Below are 20,868 nucleotides of genomic sequence, written 5' to 3' on the forward strand. Positions count from 1 at the left end.
GAAAAGATGATTGAACTATTTGTCATAAAAGAAACGGAGTGGCTCGAGCTTGTCACAGAAAGCGTCACGCTGGAAGGACACAGATATCAGGCGCCCCGCTCCATCGAAGCGACGATTGTCGTAAAGCAGGGCAGCCAGACGTATTACGGCGTATCAGAAGGGGATACGGTTTTGTTCAAATGGAACGGAAAAGAGCTGTTCCGCGGCGTTGTTTTTGCAAGAACGCCCGATGAGCATACCGTCGCCTTCACCGCATACGATATGCTTCAATACCTTGTGAAAAACCAGGACGTTTACGTGTTTTCCAACAAGCGCGCCGATCAAATATTGAAAAGGATCGCCAGCGATTTTCAAATTCCCGTCACATCCATTGCCAACACAGGCCATACCATTAAATCACTCGTTTTTAAAAATGATACAAGCCTTTACGATATGATGCTAAAAGCGTTAAAGCAGACAAAAAGCCAGACGGGGCGCAATTATCAGCTCTATTCAGAAAAAGGCAGGCTCGGCTTGCGTGAATGGCCGGAGCCGTCTGACATATGGGTGCTGGAAACAGGAGTTAATATCACAGGGTATCAATACAGCACCTCAATTGATGACACCGCAACCCGTGTCGTCATGCGGCTGCAAAAAGACGATAAAACCGTGAAGGCTTCCGCGTCAGACAGCGCGGGCATGAAAACATTCGGCGTTTTGCAGTATACCGAAACGGTTTCTGACGACATTAATGAAGCCCAGCTGAAACAGCGCGCAAAAGTGAAGCAGGCTGAGAAAAAAGGCGTTAAGAAAGAGCTGAAAAATATACAGGTGATCGGTATTCCTGGGTTGGAAAGCGGATTGCCTGTCTATATCTCAATTCCGGAAATCGGGCTGAAGAAAACCTATTATGTAGATACGGACCGCCATGAATTCCAAGGAACAAAACATACCATGACGATTGACGTCACGGAGAAAAATTCACTTCCGGAGGGGACATCCTGATGAGATTAAGTGATGCCATTAAACATTTAGCCGTCGGAGCGGTTGACGCCGAAGCGCCGGTGGAGCTGATGCCGGCCGAAGTGACCTCCGTTTCGCCGCTCGAGCTGAAACTGAAAGATCACGACAAACTTTTGATTCCCTCTGATGCACTCATTGTGCCGAAGCGGCTGAGATCCGGAGAAGATGATCAGCTCCAGGCGGGAGATCGGGTGATGACCGCCGCTTTAACAGGAGGACAGTCTTTCTTTGTACTGGACAAAATTTAACCGGCATCCGGACGGAACTGTACCAGAATATCAGCCTATTAAAGCCGCTTCATCATCCGAAGAGGGCTTTTTTACATGATCAAATCTAAAAGGAGCGGGTGCAATGTCCCTGACACCGGAAATCGAATTTGAAGATTTGGAGGATGCGAGTGAGGCCGTTGAGACTTCACAAACCTACCGAATTGATTTTGAAAACAACCGGATTACCAATGAACTGATAAACGGACTGGACGCAATCAGACAATTCGTCTATATCGCTCTTCACACAGAACGGTATTCATATTCGGTTTTCAGCCATGATATCGGAAACGAACTCCAGGAAGTGCTTTCAGATCAGAACACGACGGATGCTTATAAAAAAATGGAGATTCCAAGACTGATAGAAGAAGCCTTGCTGTATGATGACCGTATTTTGGCCGTTACCAATTTTGAGATTGAGAAAAAAGATGATGCCTTCACCGTCTCTTTTACCGTTGAAACTGATGAGGGCATGCTTGAGATAGAGGAGGTGCTGGGTGAGGATGTTTGAAGCTCAGACGTTTGACGACATTATGGACAGAATGCTGGCGCGCATTACGGCAGATATTGATACGAGAGAAGGCAGCGTCATTTACAATGCGCTCGCGCCTGCGGCCGCTGAGCTCGCAAAGTCTTATATTTGGCTTGATACCGTGCTGGAGCTCGTGTTCTCCGATACGGCTCAGGGAGAATTTCTGGACAGGCGTGCTGCTGAAGCGGGAATTGAACGAACACCTGCCACAAAAGCGGTCAGAGCCGGAGAATTCACAGCGGGCATCACCATTCCGCCAGGCTCCCGTTTCTTCGTTGATAACCTGTATTTTCAATATACGGGGGATGGAACGCTTGAATGTGAAACAGCCGGTGAAGCGGGCAATGCCGGCATTTCAGGGCAGAACCTGCTGCCGCTTGATACGATACCCGGGCTTGAGAAAGCAGTCGTGCGCGATATATTAATTCCCGGCCGTGAGGAAGAAGACGACAACAGCTTAAGGGCGCGCTATTTTACCCGTGTCCGCCGGGAAGCAGTCAGCGCAAATAAACAGCACTATAAACAATGGGCCGAAGAGGTTGACGGCGTCGGCAGGGCGAAAATCTTTCCGCTTTGGAACGGAGCCGGAACGGTGAAGGTTGTCATCACAAATGCGAATTTGGAACCGGCATCAGATATTCTGATCAAAAAAGTAAAGGATTATATTGATCCGGACGAAGGGCAGGGAGAAGGACAGGCGCCGATCGGAGCGGCAGTAACGGTGGAAAGCGCCGTATGGAAGGAAATCGAAATCTCCGCTTCCGTGCTGCCTGAGCTGAACAGCTCGATCGATGACGTAAAAGCGGAGATTGAAAAAGGCGTCCTGAATTTATTTAAGAAAATGGCCTTCGAAGAAAACACCGTCCGTCTATCACAAATAAACAACATCGTTTATAACTCGGCATCCGTCAGTGACTACGCCGATATCAAAATGAACGGTGCGGCGGAAAACCTCGTGCTCAGTGACGTGGAAATTCCTAAACTCAAAGAGGTGACAATCCTTGAGCAGACTCGATGAGATGACGGCGTACCTCCCGCCGTTTTTAACCCGATTAAAGGAGATGGCACAACTGCTTGAGGCGGAAGCTCCCGAGTTTGAGCGGCAGAATAACGATATTTTCGATTTGACAGATCAGCTCTTTATCACGACGGCGACGTGGGGGCTTGACCGCTGGGAAAAAATATTAAAAATACCGCGGGAATCAGGTGACACGGAGGATATGAGACGGCTCAGGCTGATTTCCAAGATGTCGAATATTCCGCCCATCACACATCAAGCGATCGAGCAGGCGCTAAACCGTTTTTTAAAACATCCGTCAGCTTACGTTCGGATGTTTCCGGGGCAGTATCGTTTTTATGCCGATATCGGGCTTGATGACCTGCAGCACATGAACGAGCTGATTGAAACGCTTGAAAAAATCAAACCCGCTCATTTGGCGTATACACTGAGAGCCGCATTAAACGAAACACTGGAAATCAAAGACCGGGTCATTCTCAACAATCGGAGATACCGAAAAGTCAGTGAACTGAAGGTCGGTTATTCCGTCACACTCAACAATAACGAGGTGGTCTTACCATGATATCAGCCGCTTACAGACAGCGTGCCGCAGCCGATCTGAAAAACAGGATCACAAAAGTGCTGTTAAACGGAAAAGAAACTCCGATTGCGGACATTTCCGTAAAAGATGCCGCAGTCACCGTTCTCACACGCAGGGAAGAAGACGTCAAACACATTGAAACCGTGCAGATGCTTGACGAAACAGGAAACGTCATCACAGAACGAAAAACAAATTTAGATCTCAGCAATAACAGAACGCTTGATTTAAGATTTACCTTTGAGGTGGTGTAACGATGGCTTACGAAGAAAAAACAGACTGGCTTCCGGACGATCCGATTAACGAAGATGACGTCAACCGCTGGGAAAAAGGCATAAATGACGCACACACGGATCTGGCGGCCCATAAAAACGACATGAACAACCCGCACAAAACGACAAAGGCGCAAATCGGCCTCGGAAACGTAGACAATGTCCAGCAGGCAGCAAAGAAAGATTTTGATCAGCACAATCAAGACCTGGACCGGCATGTGACGAAGGCTGAGAAGGATACATGGAATGCAGGACAGCTGTTTAAATTAACGGAAGATAATGGGTTGGCAAAGTATCGAAGCGGTGCTGACTTTAATACGGTAACGGATACAGGTTTATATTATATGAGCAGTGTCACGACCGCATTAAACGCGCCAGTGAATAATAACGGGTATTTGTTTGTTCACAACTACGGAACGTATGCTTATCAGGAATATACGTCCTATAGCAGCAGCGACTCAACGTCGTCAGGCCGCCGAAAGTTTATGCGTAATAAAATCTCAGGCTCGGATTCTTGGACGTCATGGCGTGAGTTTGAGTCAGTGGAAGGATCGCAGTCAAAGGTCGATGCACATGCTAATAAAACAGATATTCACGTAACAAAATCTGATAAGGATAAATGGAACAATGCGCAGTTAAATAAAATTTCGAATGATGACGGCCAGCCGTTATTTAATGTCACAACTGATCTTCATGCTGAATTGTTAAATTATCCTTCATTGACCTATTTCTCATATGAAAAAACTGCGGCGAATACCCCTCCTGCAGGCGGACGCGGGTTTTGGACCTGCAGTGTCGGAAAGTCATATGGTCATGTTCTTGCCATGACAAATGACAACAGAACATTCCGTAAGTCTTTGGCAAATAATGTTTGGAGTGATTGGGTTGAGTTGGACAACACAGAAGCTGTACAAAAACTAGTAGACGCTCACGCTAATAAAAAAGACATCCATGTCACACAGGCGGATAAAAATATGTGGAACGGGGCACAGCTTTCGAAAATAACAAACGATAACGGCGGCTATCTTCTTACAATTGGTGATGATGATAACTTTCTTGAAAAAATCGTTAAAAACGGCAGGGCGTTCGGCACCTTTTATTCAACCGGCAAAGCGGCAAACAGCCCGAGCAACGCTTCGACCCGCGGCATGTTTCATTTTACCTCTCTTGACAGTGAGGGAAAGGGAACGTTTGGGTATGTCATTGCGGTTGATTATAAAAATAATATGTTCACGAACTATTTGGATTTGAACTTGGGCTGGCAGGGCTGGCGGCGCCTCGTTACTGAACTTGATACTGAGAATGTACCTTGGATAAATGTTCCTTATAAAAATGGCGCTAAATCAGGAGACAGGCCGCTTCAATACCGCAAAGTGGGAAACACCCTTCACCTGAACGGACACGTTCTTACGGACAGAGAAGTGGTATTCGGGAGTGTGCCATCCTCTTGTGCGCCGGCCAAAGGCGTTGTAACGATGGTTGCAGCCAGCGGCACCACCGGTTACAGCAAATTTATTATTTATTCTAATGGAGATATGAAGCTGACGGGAATTATGGCCAATATAGAAAGTAATGTGAACGGCTATTATATTGACCTTGTTTTGGCACTCACGTAAAGGAGCGAGAATATGAAATTAATATTTCCGTATGACAATAACAACATTTATACAGGCACTCCGGTTGAGCTTTATCCGGATTCTGAGAAAGGAGATTATATAATGCCAGCTAACGCTGCGGACTTTCCGCCGGAAATAAACGGCGAAGGCATGTGGCGCCCATTTTTTGATGAAGAGAAACAAGAATGGGTGGAAACGGCTGACGAAGCATATAAAGACAGCTTAAAAAAAGATACGGCTCCCGATTCAAACCAGCTTGCAGGCCTCGGCGGACAGCTGGCGAATGAGAAATTGGCCAGAAAAGCAGCCGAACAAGCGCAGCAGTCACTCGGCAGGCAATTAGCGTCTTTAAAATTAGAATTCTTAAACGTAAAAGGAGAATGAAAAAATGAAGAGACTTAACTTTTGGGTTTACGCTTTGTTTTATAAGTGGGCCTCAATAGAAATGGTAAAACAAGCTATGGGCTATGATGACTGCTCTGCCGAAGATCTGGCTGAAGGTGTGGCCGCGAAGTATATCACGCCTGAGGACTTTCAAGAAATAACGGGTGAAACATACGAAAATTATAAAAATGCTGTGTCATAAGCCAAACGGCTTTTTTTATTTGTCATTTTTAATAAATGAGAAAAGGAGGACGGCCGATGAAAAAGCATTCATTTGAATTTCCCGCCGATCAACTTGGCAGACCCGGCGCCGTAAAAGCTTATCGCGGTAACAAAAACGATTATGTCACACCTGTTGCTGATTTGTCCGGAATGGCAGAGCTTCTTACCAATACGCCGCTAGAAGCGATTGAAGTTTACAGCCAATTCGGACAAGACCGTTTAGGAGCGTCTTAATAGACAGAGTACAGGGGTGGGCTTATTCGGACCGCAGCGGAACTCTTTTTATCGAAGAGAGTGAGGATAACAATTCGTGGACAGCTTCACATTCTGTCGCAGTCAAAGGCGGAGTGCTGACCGCTTCGGGGTGGATCAGCCTGACAAAACGATATTACCGGTTCCGTTTTGAGAACGGAAATCAAAAGCAGTCCGAATTTGTTTTATACCAATCTGTCGGTACGGGCGGTGATATGGCGTTTTCATATACAGACGTGATTTTTCATGAAAATGCAGCAGAGGCGGGCGAGGGAAGCATCTTCTCGGCGGGCGCTTGGAAAAAACTTCTCGTCGAAATCACCGGCACCGCTGAGTCGGGCCATGTCGCGTTTTGGGGGAGATCCATCTCGGGAAAAAACGTGTCGATCAGAGGAATCAGGTCTGATGACGGGACATCAGCCGCCGGTACGTCAGGCACAGAAGAAGTGTGGTCATTTGATATTGCCGGCTTTAAGGAAATCGTCATGGAAATCCAGAGCATTTCCGGCGGGAGCCTTTCTGTCAAAGGCACGGCATTTTCGTAAGAATGAAGCTTCCGAAGGGAGGTGAGAACAATGTAAGAGGGGGGAGCGGAAGTGCTTCTGGATGAACAAGCGGTGCAAAAAGAATTCGCAGGCATCAAAGGTGAACAAAAGGTGCTAGAACAGCGGGTGGCCGCATTAGAGCGGGTATCCGACCGGCAGGATCAGCAAATCATGACGCTGAATGAAAAACTGAACAAAATTGACGAAAACACAACATGGATTAAGCGGACCATTACAGGAGCGATCGTGACAGCAATCTGCACGGGCGTCATTGGCGGAGCCATCGCCATCATGTACAATCTGCTGCAAAAGTAAGGGGGAAACCAATATGAAATTCGCGGACAAAGGCACGGTCGTCAGGACGGTGCTTCTTTTGCTTGCTTTATTGAATCAAACTTTGCTGATGTTCGGCAAATCGCCGCTGAATATTCAGGAGGACCAGGTCAGCCAGCTTGCAGATACGCTGTATGCCGCCGGGTCGGCCGTTTTTACAATCATAACGACTGCCGCCGCCTGGTTTAAAAACAATTACGTTACAGCAAAAGGGAAAAAACAGCAGGCTTTATTAAAAATAAACAATTTATCGAAATAGGAGAGATGAGAATATGGTAAAAATCACACAGGATTTTATCCCGGCAGGAAACAATAACCGCCCAGGCTATGCAATGACACCGATTTACATTACGGTGCACAATACAGCCAATACCGCAGTAGGAGCTAACGCCAAAAGTCACGCAAGCTATGTGAAAAATCCCGATACACCGACAAGCTGGCATTTCACAGTCGATGATACGGAAATTTATCAGCATCTTCCGCTGAACGAAAGCGGCTGGCATGCCGGTGACGGAAACGGGGACGGCAACCGTAAATCCATCGGTATTGAAATTTGTGAAAACGCAGACGGCAACTTTTCACAGGCCGTGGCAAACGCCCAATGGCTCATCCGCACATTAATGACCTCGCACGGCATCCCGCTTGCAAATGTCGTTGCGCACAAGCATTGGTCAGGAAAGCTTTGTCCGAGAAGACTGTTGGATACATGGGATGAGTTTAAAGCGGGAATCGGTTCTGGGGAAAGACAGACGTATACCGTCCAAAAAGGAGATACGCTGTCAGCGATCGCGCGGAAATTCGGCGTCAGCGTGGCCGATCTGCAGAAATGGAATAACATCGCTGACCCGAACCTGATTAAAGTCGGACAAGTACTGATCGTCAGCCCGCCGGTTGAAGCACTGTATTCTCTTCCGGACGAGGTGATTCAGCTGACAGAGCCGTACACGTCCGGCGAAAAGGTATACCAGGTGCAAAACGCGCTCGCCGCGCTTTATTTCTATCCTGAAAAAGGAGCTGTCAATAACGGAATTGACGGTATCTACGGTCTGAAAACCGCAGATGCCGTGGCCCGCTTCCAATCTGTAAACGGACTGACGTCTGACGGCGTCTACGGCCCCGCTGTAAAAGCGAAAATTCTGATGCAGCTTTAACAAAAAAGGCTGAGTCCCGTTCACATTGCGGGATTCAGCCTTTTTTCTTTTTTAACCGGTTCAATAGCCTGAGATTCCTCGCCCGCATCCTCAGCGAATAAGCGGAAAGCCCGAAGCGTCCGTAATCCACAAACTTTACGCGCCTGACAATTTTCTTCACATCATCACCTGTCGCATCTCTTTGTTGGTTTTATTATATGAAAGATAAGGAAAAAAGGAATAAGGACAAGAGCCGTGTCTCCTGTCCTTAGTGTAATCAAGCTTTTTTTTGTTTATACTTGTCAATCAGCCGCTCGTTTTCTTTGAAAATTCTGGCGGTATGAGGGCTGAGCTGGTAACTTGCGATACTTGTCATTGAACGTTTTTTAAACATTTTGAACGGTTTCGCTCTTTGTTCCGGCTGCCCGTTTTGAAATGCCTGCTCCATTTAACCGTCACCTTCCTCTTCTATTGGCAGCATTAAATCATAAATGCTCGTTAGCGATGTGAAAAGCAAATAATCGAATTCCGTCAACAGGTTTTCCGACGTGAGTTTGATCACGTAATGGCGGTTCTGGACTGTAAACGGAATAAGCACAAGCCTGCCTTTTTGATCATAGTAGACATCTTTACGGTTAAGACGGGACTGAACGTCCGCCGCATCAGGCATATGCTCCGTCAAGCGGTCCTTATCCGATTGTGCGGAATAGTCGCACAAGGAAGCCGTGACATTCATTTTTTCGGCATAAGCGGCCAGCAGTCTGCTGATGCCTTCCGCATAAGCTTCTGTACTTCCATAATATACATGGATCGGTTCATTTTTCAACAGATATTGATAGGTTTTCAGTTTTTCAAGATAGGAGTGAAGCATTTCGTTATTTTCTTCTAAAATTTCCCGCGTATCCGTCTCTAATTCATTGCCGGCGAGCTTTTTGATATACGCGCTCAAAAAGATAAACGCATCAATAAGGGCAAAGCAGACGGCAACAATCAAATATTGTCTCCATGCGGCAAAGAGCGATTCAGGATCATATGTCCAATAGACCATGGAGCCCAGTACAAATAGTAAATACCACGTTTTACGGATGGCAAACATTTTTTCTTTTACCTTTGCCTCATACCGCCAGGATGCGTACACATATAAAATGAGTGCGGCCGCCATCGTCCACACCATAATCTGAAAAAACATAAGCATGAGCATCCCTCACAATTTGAAAAATGGTCTGCTATGTTCATTCTATGTCATGACATCATTTTCCTGTCACAAAAAAAACCGCTTCTGTAAAGAAGCGGATGTCATCAGAAAAAGAGATCTAAGATGAAAAAGGCGATGGCGCCGAGTGTACCTGCAATCGGCAGGGTGATGACCCATGTAATGAGCATCCGTTTAGCCGTTCCCCAGTTTACGCCTTTTACGCGGTGGGAAGCGCCCACACCGAGAATGGAAGACGAAATGACATGCGTCGTGCTGACAGGGAGATGAATAAACGTGGCCCCGAAAATAATGGCTGCGCCGGTTAAGTCGGCAGATACGCCGTTTACCGGACGGATTTTCATAATTTTTCCGCCGACGGTTTTAATGATTTTCCAGCCGCCGATGGATGTGCCGAGACCCATTGCCAGGGCACAAGAGAGCTGCACCCAAAAAGGAATGGCATCACTTTTATGTAAATTGGCCGTCATAAGCGCCATCGTAATGATACCCATCGCTTTTTGCGCGTCGTTCGTTCCGTGTGTATAGGACTGAATGGCAGCCGTCAAAATCTGCACTCTGCGGAAGCGTTTATTTGTTTTCGCCAGATTGCTGTCTTTAAAAATCAGCTTCACGATCGAATATACGATAAAGCCGAGAACAAAGGCGATGATCGGTGATAAAATAAGTGCTTCGATAATTTTAATGAACCCTTTATAATTAAGCGTTGCAAAACCTGACGCTGCAATGGCCGCTCCGGCGATCGCTCCGATAATCGCATGTGAAGAGCTGCTCGGAATGCCGAAATACCATGTGATCAAGTTCCAGACGATTGCGGCGAGTAAAGCCGCCAGAATGACAACTGACCCGTTGTCTAATGTATAAGGATTCACAATGTCCTTTGTAATGGTTTTCGCCACACCGGTAAATGTCATCGCTCCGAGAAAGTTCATGATGGCGGCCATAACGATTGCGTGCCGCGGCTTCAGCGCTTTTGTCGAAACTGAGGTGGCGATTGCGTTTGCGGTATCGTGAAATCCGTTAATGAAGTCAAATACCAAAGCGCATATGACAATTAATATCGTTAAAAGTAATAGAGTATCCATTATAACCCCTCGTTACGCGTTTTTCATAATAATGGTTTCAAGGTTATTGGCAACGCTTTGGCAAGAGTCGGCAATTTCCTCAAGCGTTTCGTAAATTTCGCGGTACTGAATCACTTTAATCGGATCGGTTTCTGTGCCGAACAGATTTTTTAATGATTTACGGTGCAGGTTATCACAGCTGTGCTCGTATTCCTTAATTTTAATGGCGTGAGGGTGAATGTCCTTCAATCGGTTTTCTGCAAGCAGTTCAATCGTGATTAAAATTTCCTTCGCGCACTCTCTGATGTATCCGCTGAACTTATCGATATGCTCATCGGAAGAAGTGATCGAGAAAATCTCCATCATTGCTGAAAAATGTTCGATTCCGTCAAGCACGTCATCGAGGCTGTTTGTCAGCTCAAGGATGTCTTCACGTTCAATGGGAGTGATAAAAGCTTTGTTCAGCTCTTTAATCATGACATGAACATGATTATCTCCTTTTGTTTCAAACTCTTTTAACGTATCGGCAAATTCCTTTAAAGTCGTCTGATTCGTCACTTTAAAGTTGACAAAGTATTCTGCGGTTTCGTCTATGTTTTTTGCGATTTCTGTTAAAAGGAGTGAGAACTTATCTTTTTTTCTTTTTATCATTAAAAACCCTCCATTGTTTGAATGAGACAATGCACACATCAAATTATTATATAGCCTTTTGTCGAAAAAAAACAGATAAAGTCGAAAAAAACGCCTCTTGATTTTTTCGTAAAAACGTGTCTCATCCTGTTTTTCTTATGTTACCCACTTCGCCAAAAAAACGTAACATACTTCGAATTCAGACATCTTGCTTAAAAAGTATAACAAAAGATGTGAATTTGCTGTCAACTTTTGCACGTGATTTTGCCAGAAAAAAAACGGCTCCCGTAAAAGGAACCGTTTTTGTCAGTTTTTTCTGCCGTTTTTCAGCCAAAAATAAAGCGGCAGCCCGGCGAGGCCGATCAAGAGGGACAGCGCGCAGCTCAGTGTATCTGTAATGATCGTGCTGATCAGCACAAACAGTGAACCCGCGATGGCCAAAACAGGAATGATCGGATACAAAGGCACGCTGTAGGCGCGCGGTTTTCCGCCGCTTTTTTTTCTGAGGATAAACACGGCGAAAAAGGCCATGACGTAAAAAATATAAATCATGAAAATAGAGATTTCAGACAGCTTATCGGGATTGCTGGCGATCATAAAAATAATGGCCAGCGCGATCTGAAATGACACGGCAATCCACGGGGTGCGGAACGTCGGGTGCACCCGCGAAATCTGTCCGGCAAACGGCAGCTGTTTCCGTTCCGCCATCGCAAATGAGACACGCGGAAAAGCGAGAATCTTTCCGTTTAAACAGCCGAAGATGCTGACGATGATTCCGACGCTGATCAATTTTCCTCCGATGTCGCCAAACAGCATTCCGGCAGCGGTGCCGGTCGCATTTTCACCGAGTTTGACGATGTCGGTCGCAGGAAGAATGTGCAGCAGCGCAAAGTTAATGAAAAGATAAATGGCGGTGACGACCAGCAGTCCGCCCGTCATCGCTCTCGGGAGCAGCTTTTCCGGATTTTTCATTTCGCCGCCGAGTGCCGCAAGCAGAATCCAGCCGTCATAAGCAAACAAGGTGGCCAGTATGGCAGCGCCGAAATTCATGTCCGACATGCTGCTTGTAACGGCTGTGAAAATATGCTGATCGCCTTTCCAAAGGCCGAACACGATCATGCAGATAATCGGAATCAATTTGCCGACAGTCGTAATTCCCTGGACGATGCCGCCATATTTCGTTCCGATAATGTTAATGATGCTTAAAAACAAAACGGCTGAAATCCCGATCAATTTAGACCAGCCGGAATCCCAATTGAACAAGTGCGCCATCAAAGAGCCGAAATACAAGCCGATCGCTCCGATAATGGCGGGGCCGTAAATGATAATTTGAACCCATCCGCACAAAAAGCCCCAAAATTCGCCGTACACTTCTTCTAGATATGTATAAAGTCCGCCCGTTTTCGGAATCTGAGTGCCGATTTCCGCAACGGTCAAGCCGCCGGCAAGCGTCAAAATGCCTCCTAACAGCCACGCGATAAGCGCGGTTTTCGCATCACCGGAGTAGGCAAGCACGGCGCCTGGTTTCATAAATACGCCGGAACCGATGATGGTGCCGATAACAAGTGAGAGGGCGATGGTAAGGCCGATCTCTTTTTTAAGTCCGTTCTCTTCAATCTGCATATCCTTTCCCTCCAGATGTAAAATCGTCATGCTGAAAAAACTATTTTCCATATTGTAAACCCTAATTGCTGAAACACGAATAAAATAAATTTTCTGATTTTGTTGTTTTCCCTAAAAGATAAAGGTTTCTGCTTTTGAGAAGGAAAAAATACCGTTTTAAAAACGAACATTAATGGTTTTTTAATATCGAAGGTTCGTTATTTGGGGAGCGGCAGTCTGCAGACTGTCTGTGAAGCAGATGGGTTGACTTTGCGATCCGGATAACATAAATTGTATATATAAAATATCTCGAAATCGAGATAATTGACTGGAGGATAACATAATGAAAGTTAATGGAATACACCATGTATCAGCATTGACGGCTGATGCGCAGAAAAATTTAGATTTCTATCGGAACATCCTGGGACTGAAGCTTGTGAAAAAGTCCGTAAACCAAGATGAACCGACGATGTATCACTTATTTTACGGTGATGAAACAGCCAATCCGGGATCGGAATTGACGTTTTTCGAAATTCCGCGGATTGCGCCGTTTCATGCGGGGACAAACAGTATTTCTTCAATCGGCCTGCGTGTCCCGGATGCACAAGCGCTGCAATATTGGAAAAAACGATTCGAAGAGCATCAGGTCGCTCATGGCGACATCATGACAATAGCGGGCAGAGAGACACTCGCTTTTTGGGATCATGAAGGACAGCGGCTTGTGCTGACAGCTGACGAAAAAGGAAAAGACATCGGTGAAGCGGTGAAGCAAAGCGGCATACCGGAAGAATATTCTTTCCGCGGTCTTGGTCCCGTTGAATTGACCGTCCCGTATGCAGAACCGACGCTGCGTGTGTTAACCGATGTGCTCGGCTTCACTGAAATCGGGAAAGAAACGCATGAAGACCGGGGCACGGTTACGGTGCTCGAATCCGGAAACGGAGGCGCGCGCACAGAAGTCCATTTGATTGAAAGAAACGATCTTCCGCGCGAGCGTCCTGGAAAAGGCAGCGTGCACCATGTGGCCTTCCGCGTTCAGAATGAAGAGGAGCTTGCTTTATGGCACCGCATCATTACGAAAGAAGGTTTCAGCAACTCAGGCATTGTAGAGCGTTATTATTTCAAAGCGCTGTACTTCCGGGAGCCGAACGGAATTCTGTTTGAATTGTCAACGGACGGTCCGGGATTTATGGTTGATGAAAAACCTGAAGAGCTAGGCAAAACGGTTGCGCTCCCGCCTTATCTCGAACACCGCCGTTCTGAAATAGAAGCACGGCTGAAACCGATACAGTAAATCAGAAATCATGACAGATGCCTCCCGGCTTGACGGGGGCATCTTTTTTTTGCTTTTTTACCCGTTTTGTCATTCTTTTTACCTATTTGTAAACGGCAAAATAATTGTCTTTGTTTATTAATAAATTTTTCACATTTGGTTGTTACACTTGTTCAAAGTTAAACAAAAGGAGTGAAAACACAGGTGAAAATGAAAAAACGCGAGATAGACGCAGTCTTCATTCTCATTTTACTCGCTTCCGCATTCTTGAATATGTACAACATCTGGAATGACGATACGGTGAATCCTTATTACACCGCAGCGGTAACGAGTATGCTTCAAAGCTTTCATAATTTCTTTTACGCTTCATTTGACGCAGCCGGGTTTATCACGGTAGATAAACCGCCTGTTACATACCAGGTTCAAACGATCAGCGCGCTGATATTCGGTATGCACGGGTGGAGCGTCATCCTGCCTCAGGCATTGGCAGGTGTAGGTTCAGTTCTATTCATGTACTTATTAATAAAGCCGACGTTCGGAAAAACGGCGGCGCGCATCGCCTCATTTGTCATGGCGTGTACACCGATCGCAGTAGCGGTCGCGCGGACGAATAATGTCGATGCTTTACTGGTCTTTTTCCTCTTGTTCGCCACATGGCTTCTCTTTAAAGCGATCAGAAAAGGCAGACTGATCTGGCTTTTGGCGGCATTTTTTGTCGTCGGAGCAGGCTTTAACACAAAAATGCTTCAGGCTTATATGATTTTGCCGGCCTTCTTGCTGTTCTATATGATTGCGGCAAACACCACGATTAAGAAAAAAATCATTTCATTGGTAAGCGCGTTAGCCGTTTTAGCAGCCGTTTCATTGTCATGGCCGCTCATTGTTGATAATATTCCAGCCGGCAAAAGGCCATATGTCGGAAGCAGCCAGACAAACTCCGTATTGGAATTGGCTTTCGGATATAACGGGATTCAGCGGCTGACAGGGCAAAGTTCCGGCGGCGGTCAGGGCGGGCCGGACGGAAACGCATCGAAAGAGATGTCTTCTTCCGATGGTTCTTCACAAATGCAAAAACCGCCTGGCCAGTCTTCAAGCAGCAGTTCAGCAAGCGGAGACAAACCACAAAACGGCAGTATGACGACACCTCCATCTAACGGGAAAATGCCAAGCGGCGGTCAAGGAGGTCCTACAAGCGGCGGAGATGGTCCCGGTGGCGGAGGAAAAAGCGGTACAGGCACCGGATCGAAAATGCAATCAGGTTCAGGAATGTTCGGAACGGGAACCCCTGGTCCGCTGCGCCTTTTCCAATCGGAATTATCTGATCAGATCAGCTGGCTCCTGCCGTTTGCGATTTTTGGAATGGCCGGTTTATTGATCGCCGGGGCGAGAGAAAGAAGACGATTATCAGCAGAACAGAAGGAAACGATCTTTTGGGCAGCGTGGCTTGTGCCGATTGCCGGATTCTTCAGTGTGGCGGAATTTTTCCACCATTATTATCTCATTATGCTGGCGCCTCCGATCGCGGCACTTGTAGGTGCGGGATGGGTCGCCCTTGTTCATCTGTACCGCAAGCAGGCGGGATGGAAAACTTGGCTATTGCCGGCCGCTATTCTTGTGACAACCGGATTTGAGCTGTTTATCCTCAGAAACTACAATGATCAAATCGGCGCAGGCTGGAGCATCGGAGCAGGCGTTCTCGGCGCAGTGGCAGCAATCGCCCTGTTCGTATTCAAACAGCGCCAAAAACCGCTAAGTTATTATGTTTCACTTGCAGCCCTTTTCGTCTTGATGGTCATGCCGATTTATTGGGCGAGCACACCGCTTCTGTACGGAGGCAACAGCTCATTGCCTGAAACAGGCCCTCAGCTCGCTTCAACAAGCGGAAAAGGCATGGGAATGGATAACGCATCTGTCAATACAAAACTGATCAACTATTTAGAGAAACACAACGCCGGAGCGGACTATCTATTTGCAACAACCGATTCCAACACAGCGGCGCCTTACATTATAAAAACGAAAAAAGCGGTCATGGCGATCGGCGGTTTCAGCGGGTCTGACCCGGCCATTACGCTGACTCAATTTAAAAAGCTCGTAAAAGAAGGGAAAGTAAAATACTTCTTAACATCCGGAATGGGCAAAGGCGGAAATAACGATATTGTGCAGTGGGTTGAGAAAAACGGAAAGAAAGTATCTTCAGATAAATGGAAATCAAGCACAGATCAGAAAACGAAAAATAGTGATCCAGCTGATACAAAAAGCAGCAAGGCCGCGGGTAAAAACAGCCGAATGAGCGGCGGGCCGGGCGGAATGAATCAGTCAGTTTCACTATACGAACTTCAATCTGATGAATAGGAGGAAAAAACATGAGCAGACATATTCAATATTCAATAGTCGTCCCGGTTTATAACGAGGAACTCGTCATTCAGACAACCTATCAGCGTCTGAAAGAAGTCATGGATCAAACAAAAGAGCATTATGAATTGATCTTTGTCAATGATGGAAGCAAAGACCGCAGTATTGAGATTTTAAGAGAGCAAAGTCTGATTGATCCGAGAGTGAAAATTATTGATTTTTCCAGAAACTTCGGACATCAGATCGCGATCACAGCGGGTATGGATTATGCAGAGGGGAATGCAATCGCCGTCATTGACGCCGATTTGCAGGATCCTCCTGAATTAATCCTTGATATGATTGAGCAGTGGAAAGAAGGCTACGATGTGGTGTACGCCGTCAGAACGAAACGAAAGGGAGAAACCTTTTTCAAGAAACAGACGGCCTCTATGTTTTACCGGCTGCTGCGGAGCGTGACTGATATTGATATTCCGCTCGACACCGGAGATTTCCGCCTGCTGGACAGAAAAGTCTGTGATGAGATGAAAAGATTAAAAGAAAAAAATCCTTTTGTCAGAGGACTCGTCAGCTGGGTCGGCTTTAAGCAGACTGCTGTAGAATATGAACGAGATGAGCGGCTTGCGGGGGAAACGAAATACCCGCTTAAAAAAATGCTGAAGCTTTCCATGGACGGGATCACAACGTTCTCTCATAAACCGCTCAAGGCGGCAAGCTATGCGGGAATGATCATGTCCGGAGCGGGTTTTCTCTATATGTTTATCGTTTTATACATGAAGCTGTTTACGAACAGCACCATTACGGGCTGGTCCTCTCTGATTGTGATACAGCTGTTATTCAGCGGCATCGTTCTATTAATGCTCGGAATGATCGGCGAATATATCGGAAGGATTTATGACGAAGCAAAAGACCGTCCGCTCTATATCGTGCAAAAAGCGTACGGCATGAAAAACGAAAAGATTTATCGGGACCAGCATATGTCTTAACCGAAACACCCTGTCCGGCCAGACAGGGTGCTTTTATGTGAAATAAAAGCCGCGGGATGACAGAATGTCCCGTGGCTTTTTTCATTCATCTGCGGCCGGTCTGCGTGTGCAGAGAGCGCATGATCAGTCCGGTTCCCGAAAGGTTCAGTAAAATGCTTGCGCCAAGCGTCATACCCCAAACAGCGTTTTGCTGAGGAAACTGAATGCTCAGCTGCAGCAAGATCAGGCCTGTAACGACCAGCAAAAGTCCTGTTTGTTTCATGTGTAAGTATCCTCCTTTGTCCACTAAGTCGTACGGCTGATCCAGGCCTAAAGTTTCCGCTGTACATAAAAAATCCAAGGCGGCTGCCTTGGATTTTTGTTAAGAAGATGTTTCTTCTTTTTGAGTCAGTTTCATTTTTTTCGTCATTTCCTTGCCGTTTCTGATAATCTTCACGTCAACGGTGCTGCCGACTTTCGTATTCTTGTAGAGAATATTGCGGAGTTCGCTGCCCGTGCCGGTTTCTTTCCCTTTTAAGCTGATAATGATGTCTTCTGCTTTTAATCCGGCTTTGGCAGCAGGTGAGCCCTGCGCCACTTCGCGAATATAAACGCCTTTATTCAGCTGTTTGCCGAAAAGCCCGAGTGTGCCTTCCTGATAGTTTTGCGGCACTTGTTCCAAGTCGATCATGCTCACGCCGATATAAGGGCGCTCCACCTGTCCTTTCGTGAGAAGCTCTTCGGCGATCGGTTTTACATCGTTGCTCGGGATGGCAAAGCCGATGCCTTCTACATCACTTTCGCTGATTTTCATGCTGTTGATGCCGATGATTTTGCCGTCTGTATTCAAGAGCGGTCCGCCGCTGTTTCCGGGATTGATGGCGGCATCGGTTTGGATGACGTTGATGCTCGACTCGCCGGCTGACGTAGAGATCGAGACGGTTCTGTTTAAGCCGCTCACGATGCCTTGTGTGACGGTGCGGGAAAGGTCTTTTCCGAGCGGATCACCGATGGCGATGACGGATTCACCCGTTCTGAGAGCGGATGAGCTGCCGAAGCTTGCCGTTTTTGTCACGTGTTTATCACTGATTTCTAAAACGGCCAAGTCTGTCAGAGAGTCGCTGCCGACGAGTTTAGCTGTTACATCGGTGCCGTCAAATAATGACACTTTAAGGGAAGAGGCGCCTTCGACCACGTGGTTATTCGTAATGATATACGCTTTGCCGTTTGCTTTCTTAAAAATAACGCCTGAACCCGATCCCGTTTCCGCATCATCACCCGACGAATTAGAGTTTGAATCTGAGCTTGATCCGAATCCGAATAAATCGGAACTGCTTTGCTGCTTCTGCAGATTGGTGATTCCGACGATCGCCGGTGAAATGTCTTCCACCATATTCGAAATGCTGCTTGAATTTGCCGATGAGCTGTTTGTCGATTTGCCGCTGTCTGATTCAGAAGATGTCTGCTTGGCGGTTATCGATGACGTTTCTTGAGCGGGAGCCGGATTGGAAGTATCTTGAGTCTGATGGTCTCCAAGCGGCGTAAATGTATAGATGCCGAGGGCGAGCCCTCCGCCGATCACTCCGCCGAGAAGCGGTCTGAACCAGCCGAAGCTTCGTTTTTTCTTGTCCTCGTCCGGCGTGGGATATCCGGCCGGCTGCGGGTTTTCTTTTACTAAAAGGACTTCCTGTTCTTTTTGGTCTGTCCGATTTTCATCTCGATAGTTATCCATCATGTTCACTCCGTTTCTCTATTTCATCATAGCATGATTTGCCTATTATTACTGACTCCATCTTAAACAAAAAGTGTGGGATAATAATGAAAAGATTGTGGGAAATTGTGAAAAAGACGAAATCGGACGCGCGGCGCTTTATATTGACAATTTCCATCGGATTTGAAATAATAAATGAGATATTATGTTCAATCCTTCACATGAAAAGATATGAAAATTCTGTCAAGCTAATGGGGGAGATCTGTTAGCTTTTTCACTTTGTCAAATAGTCAGAAAGGAGCTGTCACATGAAAGAAAAACATCACTGGATTATTTCTCTGCTCGCTGTATTGGCGGTCGGGCCGGGGCTGATGTCGAATACCGCTCTTTCGGCTGTTCAAAGCCTTGTCCGGCAGACGGTCGGCGGGGAAAACTTTGACTCTTTTCATCCGATTATTATCGGTAATATGGCATTTGCCTTATTCGTGCCGGCGGGGCCGTATTTAAGAAAAAGATTCGGCTCCCGGCCTGTCTATATGATTTCGATGGCCGCGGGTGTCATCGGAGCGCTCCTTGCTGCTGTGACAAATGATATTTATCCGCTCGCCGCGGGCCGTTTTTTACAGGGAGCTGCGGCGGGCACTATGCTGATGATTATGATCCCGATGCTGGTGCTTTCGTTTCCGATTGAGCGCCGGAATTACGCATTATTTGTGTTAATCGGCGGATTTTACGGGTCCGTTATTATGGGGACTGTTTTAGGCACGGCGGCGGCAAGCGCCGGCCATTGGCATTGGCTGTTTGGCATTTTTGGCCTGCTGTCTTTTTTCGGCCTCATTTTCAGTTATATGTGGCTGCGGGATGACGCTCATAAAAATGCTGAAAAATCTCCATTTGACGGCATCGGTTTTCTGTTAGCGGGTGTATCAGCCGTGCTGACCGCCTATACATTTATTCATCTGCCGAAATGGGGCTTTTCATCATGGCAGACATTGGCGGGATTTGGAGGAAGCATCGTCATTCTTCTGATCTTGCTGATCATGCAGTACAGAAACGAACATGCGCTGATTTCGATTAAACTTATGCTGATTCCAAAGCCGATTCTGGGTGTTTTCATGATCGCTGCGGGCAGTATTTCCATAGCGGTCAGTCTTTCTGCATTTCACGGGGAGCTTCAGACCGCATATCATATGTCACAAACTCAACTGATATTCCTTTATGCGAGCCTTTTGGGAGGCGTGGCCATCGCCGCTGTCATCAGTGCATTAGCATATGATAAAGTCGGTCCGGGCATGCTCGGCATAACAGGCTCTGTTATACTGGTGTTCGTGAATTTCCAATGGATGCCGGCGGATCATCATATACCGCTTATTCTATTTGCGGGGCTTTTCGTGATGCTGGCGGCCGGGACAGGGCTTATTGTGGCAGCCGGACTGATGGGAGCCGCGTTGGGCGGACCGCTTCCGGAACTGGTGAAACGCATGACGGCAGTTCAGTTTTTAAGGCTTTTCATTTATATGGGCGCACCTGTTTTAATAGGGTATTTTACGAAAAGAGATGCTTCCGGCACGCTTCGGGGCGCGCGCGGCACACAATCGCCGCATGACCTGCTGATGGGGACATACAGCGATTTGTTTCTTATTGCTTTCATCTTAAGCTTGCTTTTAGTGTGTTTATCATTTGTCATGAATGCGACCGGCATGGGACATAAGCTGGCGCATAAACCGCATGCCGTCCGTAAGCAGGCGGTTGAACAGCCTTCGCCGCAGGCTCCTGAACCGATCAGGCATCAGGTCATTCCCGATCATGAATACAGAAGTGCGGTCAGACAGTTTCGGCGTCATCATATAAGCAAAAACAGTATGTAACTTTTTCTATCAGCAAACCCTTTTCCCGGTGAAAAGGGTTTGTT

General features: G+C 46.7%; 24 protein-coding genes and 1 pseudogene. 17 read left to right on the plus strand and 8 right to left on the minus strand.

Annotation, left to right across the window (positions count from 1 at the left end; genetic code table 11):
* Window positions 1–6 precede the first annotated feature (6 nt).
* The 13 genes and pseudogenes from G9F50_RS15880 (at window position 7) to G9F50_RS15940 (ending at window position 8,170) form a co-directional block, all read left to right on the plus strand.
* Complete coding sequence (locus G9F50_RS15880) at window positions 7–984, plus strand: XkdQ/YqbQ family protein (protein ID WP_060561807.1); 978 nt, start codon at window positions 7–9, stop codon at window positions 982–984.
* Window positions 984–1,250, plus strand: a complete 267-nt coding sequence (locus tag G9F50_RS15885) for a DUF2577 family protein (protein ID WP_007610818.1) — start codon at window positions 984–986, stop codon at window positions 1,248–1,250. Before G9F50_RS15880 ends, G9F50_RS15885 begins: the two co-directional genes overlap by 1 nt.
* Window positions 1,251–1,353: 103 nt before the next feature.
* Window positions 1,354–1,779, plus strand: coding sequence for a DUF2634 domain-containing protein (locus G9F50_RS15890; RefSeq protein WP_060561806.1), 426 nt, complete (start codon window positions 1,354–1,356; stop codon window positions 1,777–1,779).
* Window positions 1,772–2,818 carry a baseplate J/gp47 family protein gene (locus G9F50_RS15895; RefSeq protein WP_060561805.1) on the plus strand — a complete coding sequence of 349 codons (1,047 nt, stop codon included), beginning with the start codon at window positions 1,772–1,774 and terminating at the stop codon, window positions 2,816–2,818. The genes G9F50_RS15890 and G9F50_RS15895 overlap by 8 nt, the downstream gene beginning before the upstream one ends.
* The gene (locus tag G9F50_RS15900) at window positions 2,802–3,380 is read left to right on the plus strand and encodes a YmfQ family protein (RefSeq protein ID WP_007407262.1); all 579 of its coding nucleotides are present in this window, start codon (window positions 2,802–2,804) and stop codon (window positions 3,378–3,380) included. The genes G9F50_RS15895 and G9F50_RS15900 overlap by 17 nt, the downstream gene beginning before the upstream one ends.
* On the plus strand, window positions 3,377–3,649 hold the full coding sequence (locus tag G9F50_RS15905; protein ID WP_060561804.1) for a hypothetical protein: 273 nt from the start codon (window positions 3,377–3,379) through the stop codon (window positions 3,647–3,649). The genes G9F50_RS15900 and G9F50_RS15905 overlap by 4 nt, the downstream gene beginning before the upstream one ends.
* A 2-nt stretch (window positions 3,650–3,651) precedes the next feature.
* Window positions 3,652–5,283 carry a pyocin knob domain-containing protein gene (locus tag G9F50_RS15910; RefSeq protein ID WP_060561803.1) on the plus strand — a complete coding sequence of 544 codons (1,632 nt, stop codon included), beginning with the start codon at window positions 3,652–3,654 and terminating at the stop codon, window positions 5,281–5,283.
* Between the two features lie 12 nt (window positions 5,284–5,295).
* The gene (locus G9F50_RS15915; protein WP_060561802.1) at window positions 5,296–5,667 is read left to right on the plus strand and encodes an XkdW family protein; all 372 of its coding nucleotides are present in this window, start codon (window positions 5,296–5,298) and stop codon (window positions 5,665–5,667) included.
* 4 nt (window positions 5,668–5,671) lie between these two features.
* Window positions 5,672–5,869: an XkdX family protein gene (locus G9F50_RS15920; protein ID WP_059367156.1), complete on the plus strand. Its 198-nt coding sequence runs from the start codon at window positions 5,672–5,674 to the stop codon at window positions 5,867–5,869.
* Window positions 5,870–5,925: 56 nt separating this feature from the next.
* Window positions 5,926–6,686 (plus strand): annotated as a pseudogene (locus G9F50_RS15925) (phage portal protein).
* 51 nt (window positions 6,687–6,737) lie between these two features.
* Window positions 6,738–7,001, plus strand: a complete 264-nt coding sequence (locus G9F50_RS15930; protein WP_003154815.1) for a hemolysin XhlA family protein — start codon at window positions 6,738–6,740, stop codon at window positions 6,999–7,001.
* Between the two features lie 13 nt (window positions 7,002–7,014).
* A complete protein-coding gene (locus G9F50_RS15935) occupies window positions 7,015–7,278 on the plus strand; it encodes a phage holin (RefSeq protein ID WP_003154813.1) in 264 nt (87 codons plus the stop codon).
* Window positions 7,279–7,291: 13 nt separating this feature from the next.
* On the plus strand, window positions 7,292–8,170 hold the full coding sequence (locus G9F50_RS15940) for an N-acetylmuramoyl-L-alanine amidase (protein WP_043021264.1): 879 nt from the start codon (window positions 7,292–7,294) through the stop codon (window positions 8,168–8,170).
* Between the two features lie 34 nt (window positions 8,171–8,204).
* Here the strand turns inward: G9F50_RS15940 and G9F50_RS20640 are convergent, their stop codons facing one another.
* The 6 genes from G9F50_RS20640 to G9F50_RS15965 form a co-directional block, all read right to left on the minus strand.
* Window positions 8,205–8,330: a hypothetical protein gene (locus tag G9F50_RS20640; protein ID WP_023356844.1), complete on the minus strand. Its 126-nt coding sequence runs from the start codon at window positions 8,328–8,330 to the stop codon at window positions 8,205–8,207.
* A gap of 96 nt (window positions 8,331–8,426) precedes the next feature.
* The gene (locus tag G9F50_RS15945) at window positions 8,427–8,597 is read right to left on the minus strand and encodes a type II toxin-antitoxin system SpoIISB family antitoxin (protein ID WP_060561801.1); all 171 of its coding nucleotides are present in this window, start codon (window positions 8,595–8,597) and stop codon (window positions 8,427–8,429) included.
* Window positions 8,598–9,344: a type II toxin-antitoxin system SpoIISA family toxin gene (locus G9F50_RS15950; RefSeq protein ID WP_032866111.1), complete on the minus strand. Its 747-nt coding sequence runs from the start codon at window positions 9,342–9,344 to the stop codon at window positions 8,598–8,600.
* Between the two features lie 104 nt (window positions 9,345–9,448).
* Window positions 9,449–10,447: an inorganic phosphate transporter gene (locus G9F50_RS15955; protein ID WP_007407255.1), complete on the minus strand. Its 999-nt coding sequence runs from the start codon at window positions 10,445–10,447 to the stop codon at window positions 9,449–9,451.
* A 12-nt stretch (window positions 10,448–10,459) separates the two neighbouring features.
* Entirely contained in the window at window positions 10,460–11,077 is a 618-nt protein-coding gene (locus G9F50_RS15960; RefSeq protein ID WP_003154804.1) for a DUF47 domain-containing protein, read from the minus strand.
* A gap of 285 nt (window positions 11,078–11,362) precedes the next feature.
* Window positions 11,363–12,679 carry an APC family permease gene (locus G9F50_RS15965; RefSeq protein ID WP_007610842.1) on the minus strand — a complete coding sequence of 439 codons (1,317 nt, stop codon included), beginning with the start codon at window positions 12,677–12,679 and terminating at the stop codon, window positions 11,363–11,365.
* A gap of 322 nt (window positions 12,680–13,001) precedes the next feature.
* On the opposite strand from G9F50_RS15965, the gene G9F50_RS15970 reads away from it, so the two are divergent.
* The 3 genes from G9F50_RS15970 to G9F50_RS15980 all read left to right on the plus strand — a co-directional run bounded on the left by G9F50_RS15970 (window position 13,002) and on the right by G9F50_RS15980 (window position 17,266).
* Complete coding sequence (locus G9F50_RS15970; RefSeq protein ID WP_012117369.1) at window positions 13,002–13,952, plus strand: ring-cleaving dioxygenase; 951 nt, start codon at window positions 13,002–13,004, stop codon at window positions 13,950–13,952.
* Between the two features lie 183 nt (window positions 13,953–14,135).
* Window positions 14,136–16,283 carry an ArnT family glycosyltransferase gene (locus G9F50_RS15975; RefSeq protein WP_060561800.1) on the plus strand — a complete coding sequence of 716 codons (2,148 nt, stop codon included), beginning with the start codon at window positions 14,136–14,138 and terminating at the stop codon, window positions 16,281–16,283.
* A gap of 11 nt (window positions 16,284–16,294) precedes the next feature.
* The gene (locus G9F50_RS15980) at window positions 16,295–17,266 is read left to right on the plus strand and encodes a glycosyltransferase family 2 protein (RefSeq protein WP_007610846.1); all 972 of its coding nucleotides are present in this window, start codon (window positions 16,295–16,297) and stop codon (window positions 17,264–17,266) included.
* A gap of 85 nt (window positions 17,267–17,351) precedes the next feature.
* On the opposite strand, the gene G9F50_RS15985 is transcribed toward G9F50_RS15980, so the two are convergent.
* Both G9F50_RS15985 and htrA read right to left on the minus strand, forming a co-directional pair.
* The gene (locus G9F50_RS15985; protein ID WP_165406457.1) at window positions 17,352–17,528 is read right to left on the minus strand and encodes a hypothetical protein; all 177 of its coding nucleotides are present in this window, start codon (window positions 17,526–17,528) and stop codon (window positions 17,352–17,354) included.
* 99 nt (window positions 17,529–17,627) lie between these two features.
* Complete coding sequence (gene htrA / locus G9F50_RS15990) at window positions 17,628–18,977, minus strand: serine protease HtrA (protein WP_157843560.1); 1,350 nt, start codon at window positions 18,975–18,977, stop codon at window positions 17,628–17,630.
* A gap of 287 nt (window positions 18,978–19,264) precedes the next feature.
* Here htrA and G9F50_RS15995 point away from each other — a divergent pair, with 287 nt between their 5' ends.
* Complete coding sequence (locus tag G9F50_RS15995) at window positions 19,265–20,824, plus strand: MFS transporter (RefSeq protein ID WP_060561798.1); 1,560 nt, start codon at window positions 19,265–19,267, stop codon at window positions 20,822–20,824.
* Window positions 20,825–20,868 lie beyond the last annotated feature (44 nt).

This window comes from Bacillus sp. EKM206B, assembly GCF_011066015.1.
Lineage (GTDB): Bacteria > Bacillota > Bacilli > Bacillales > Bacillaceae > Bacillus > Bacillus velezensis.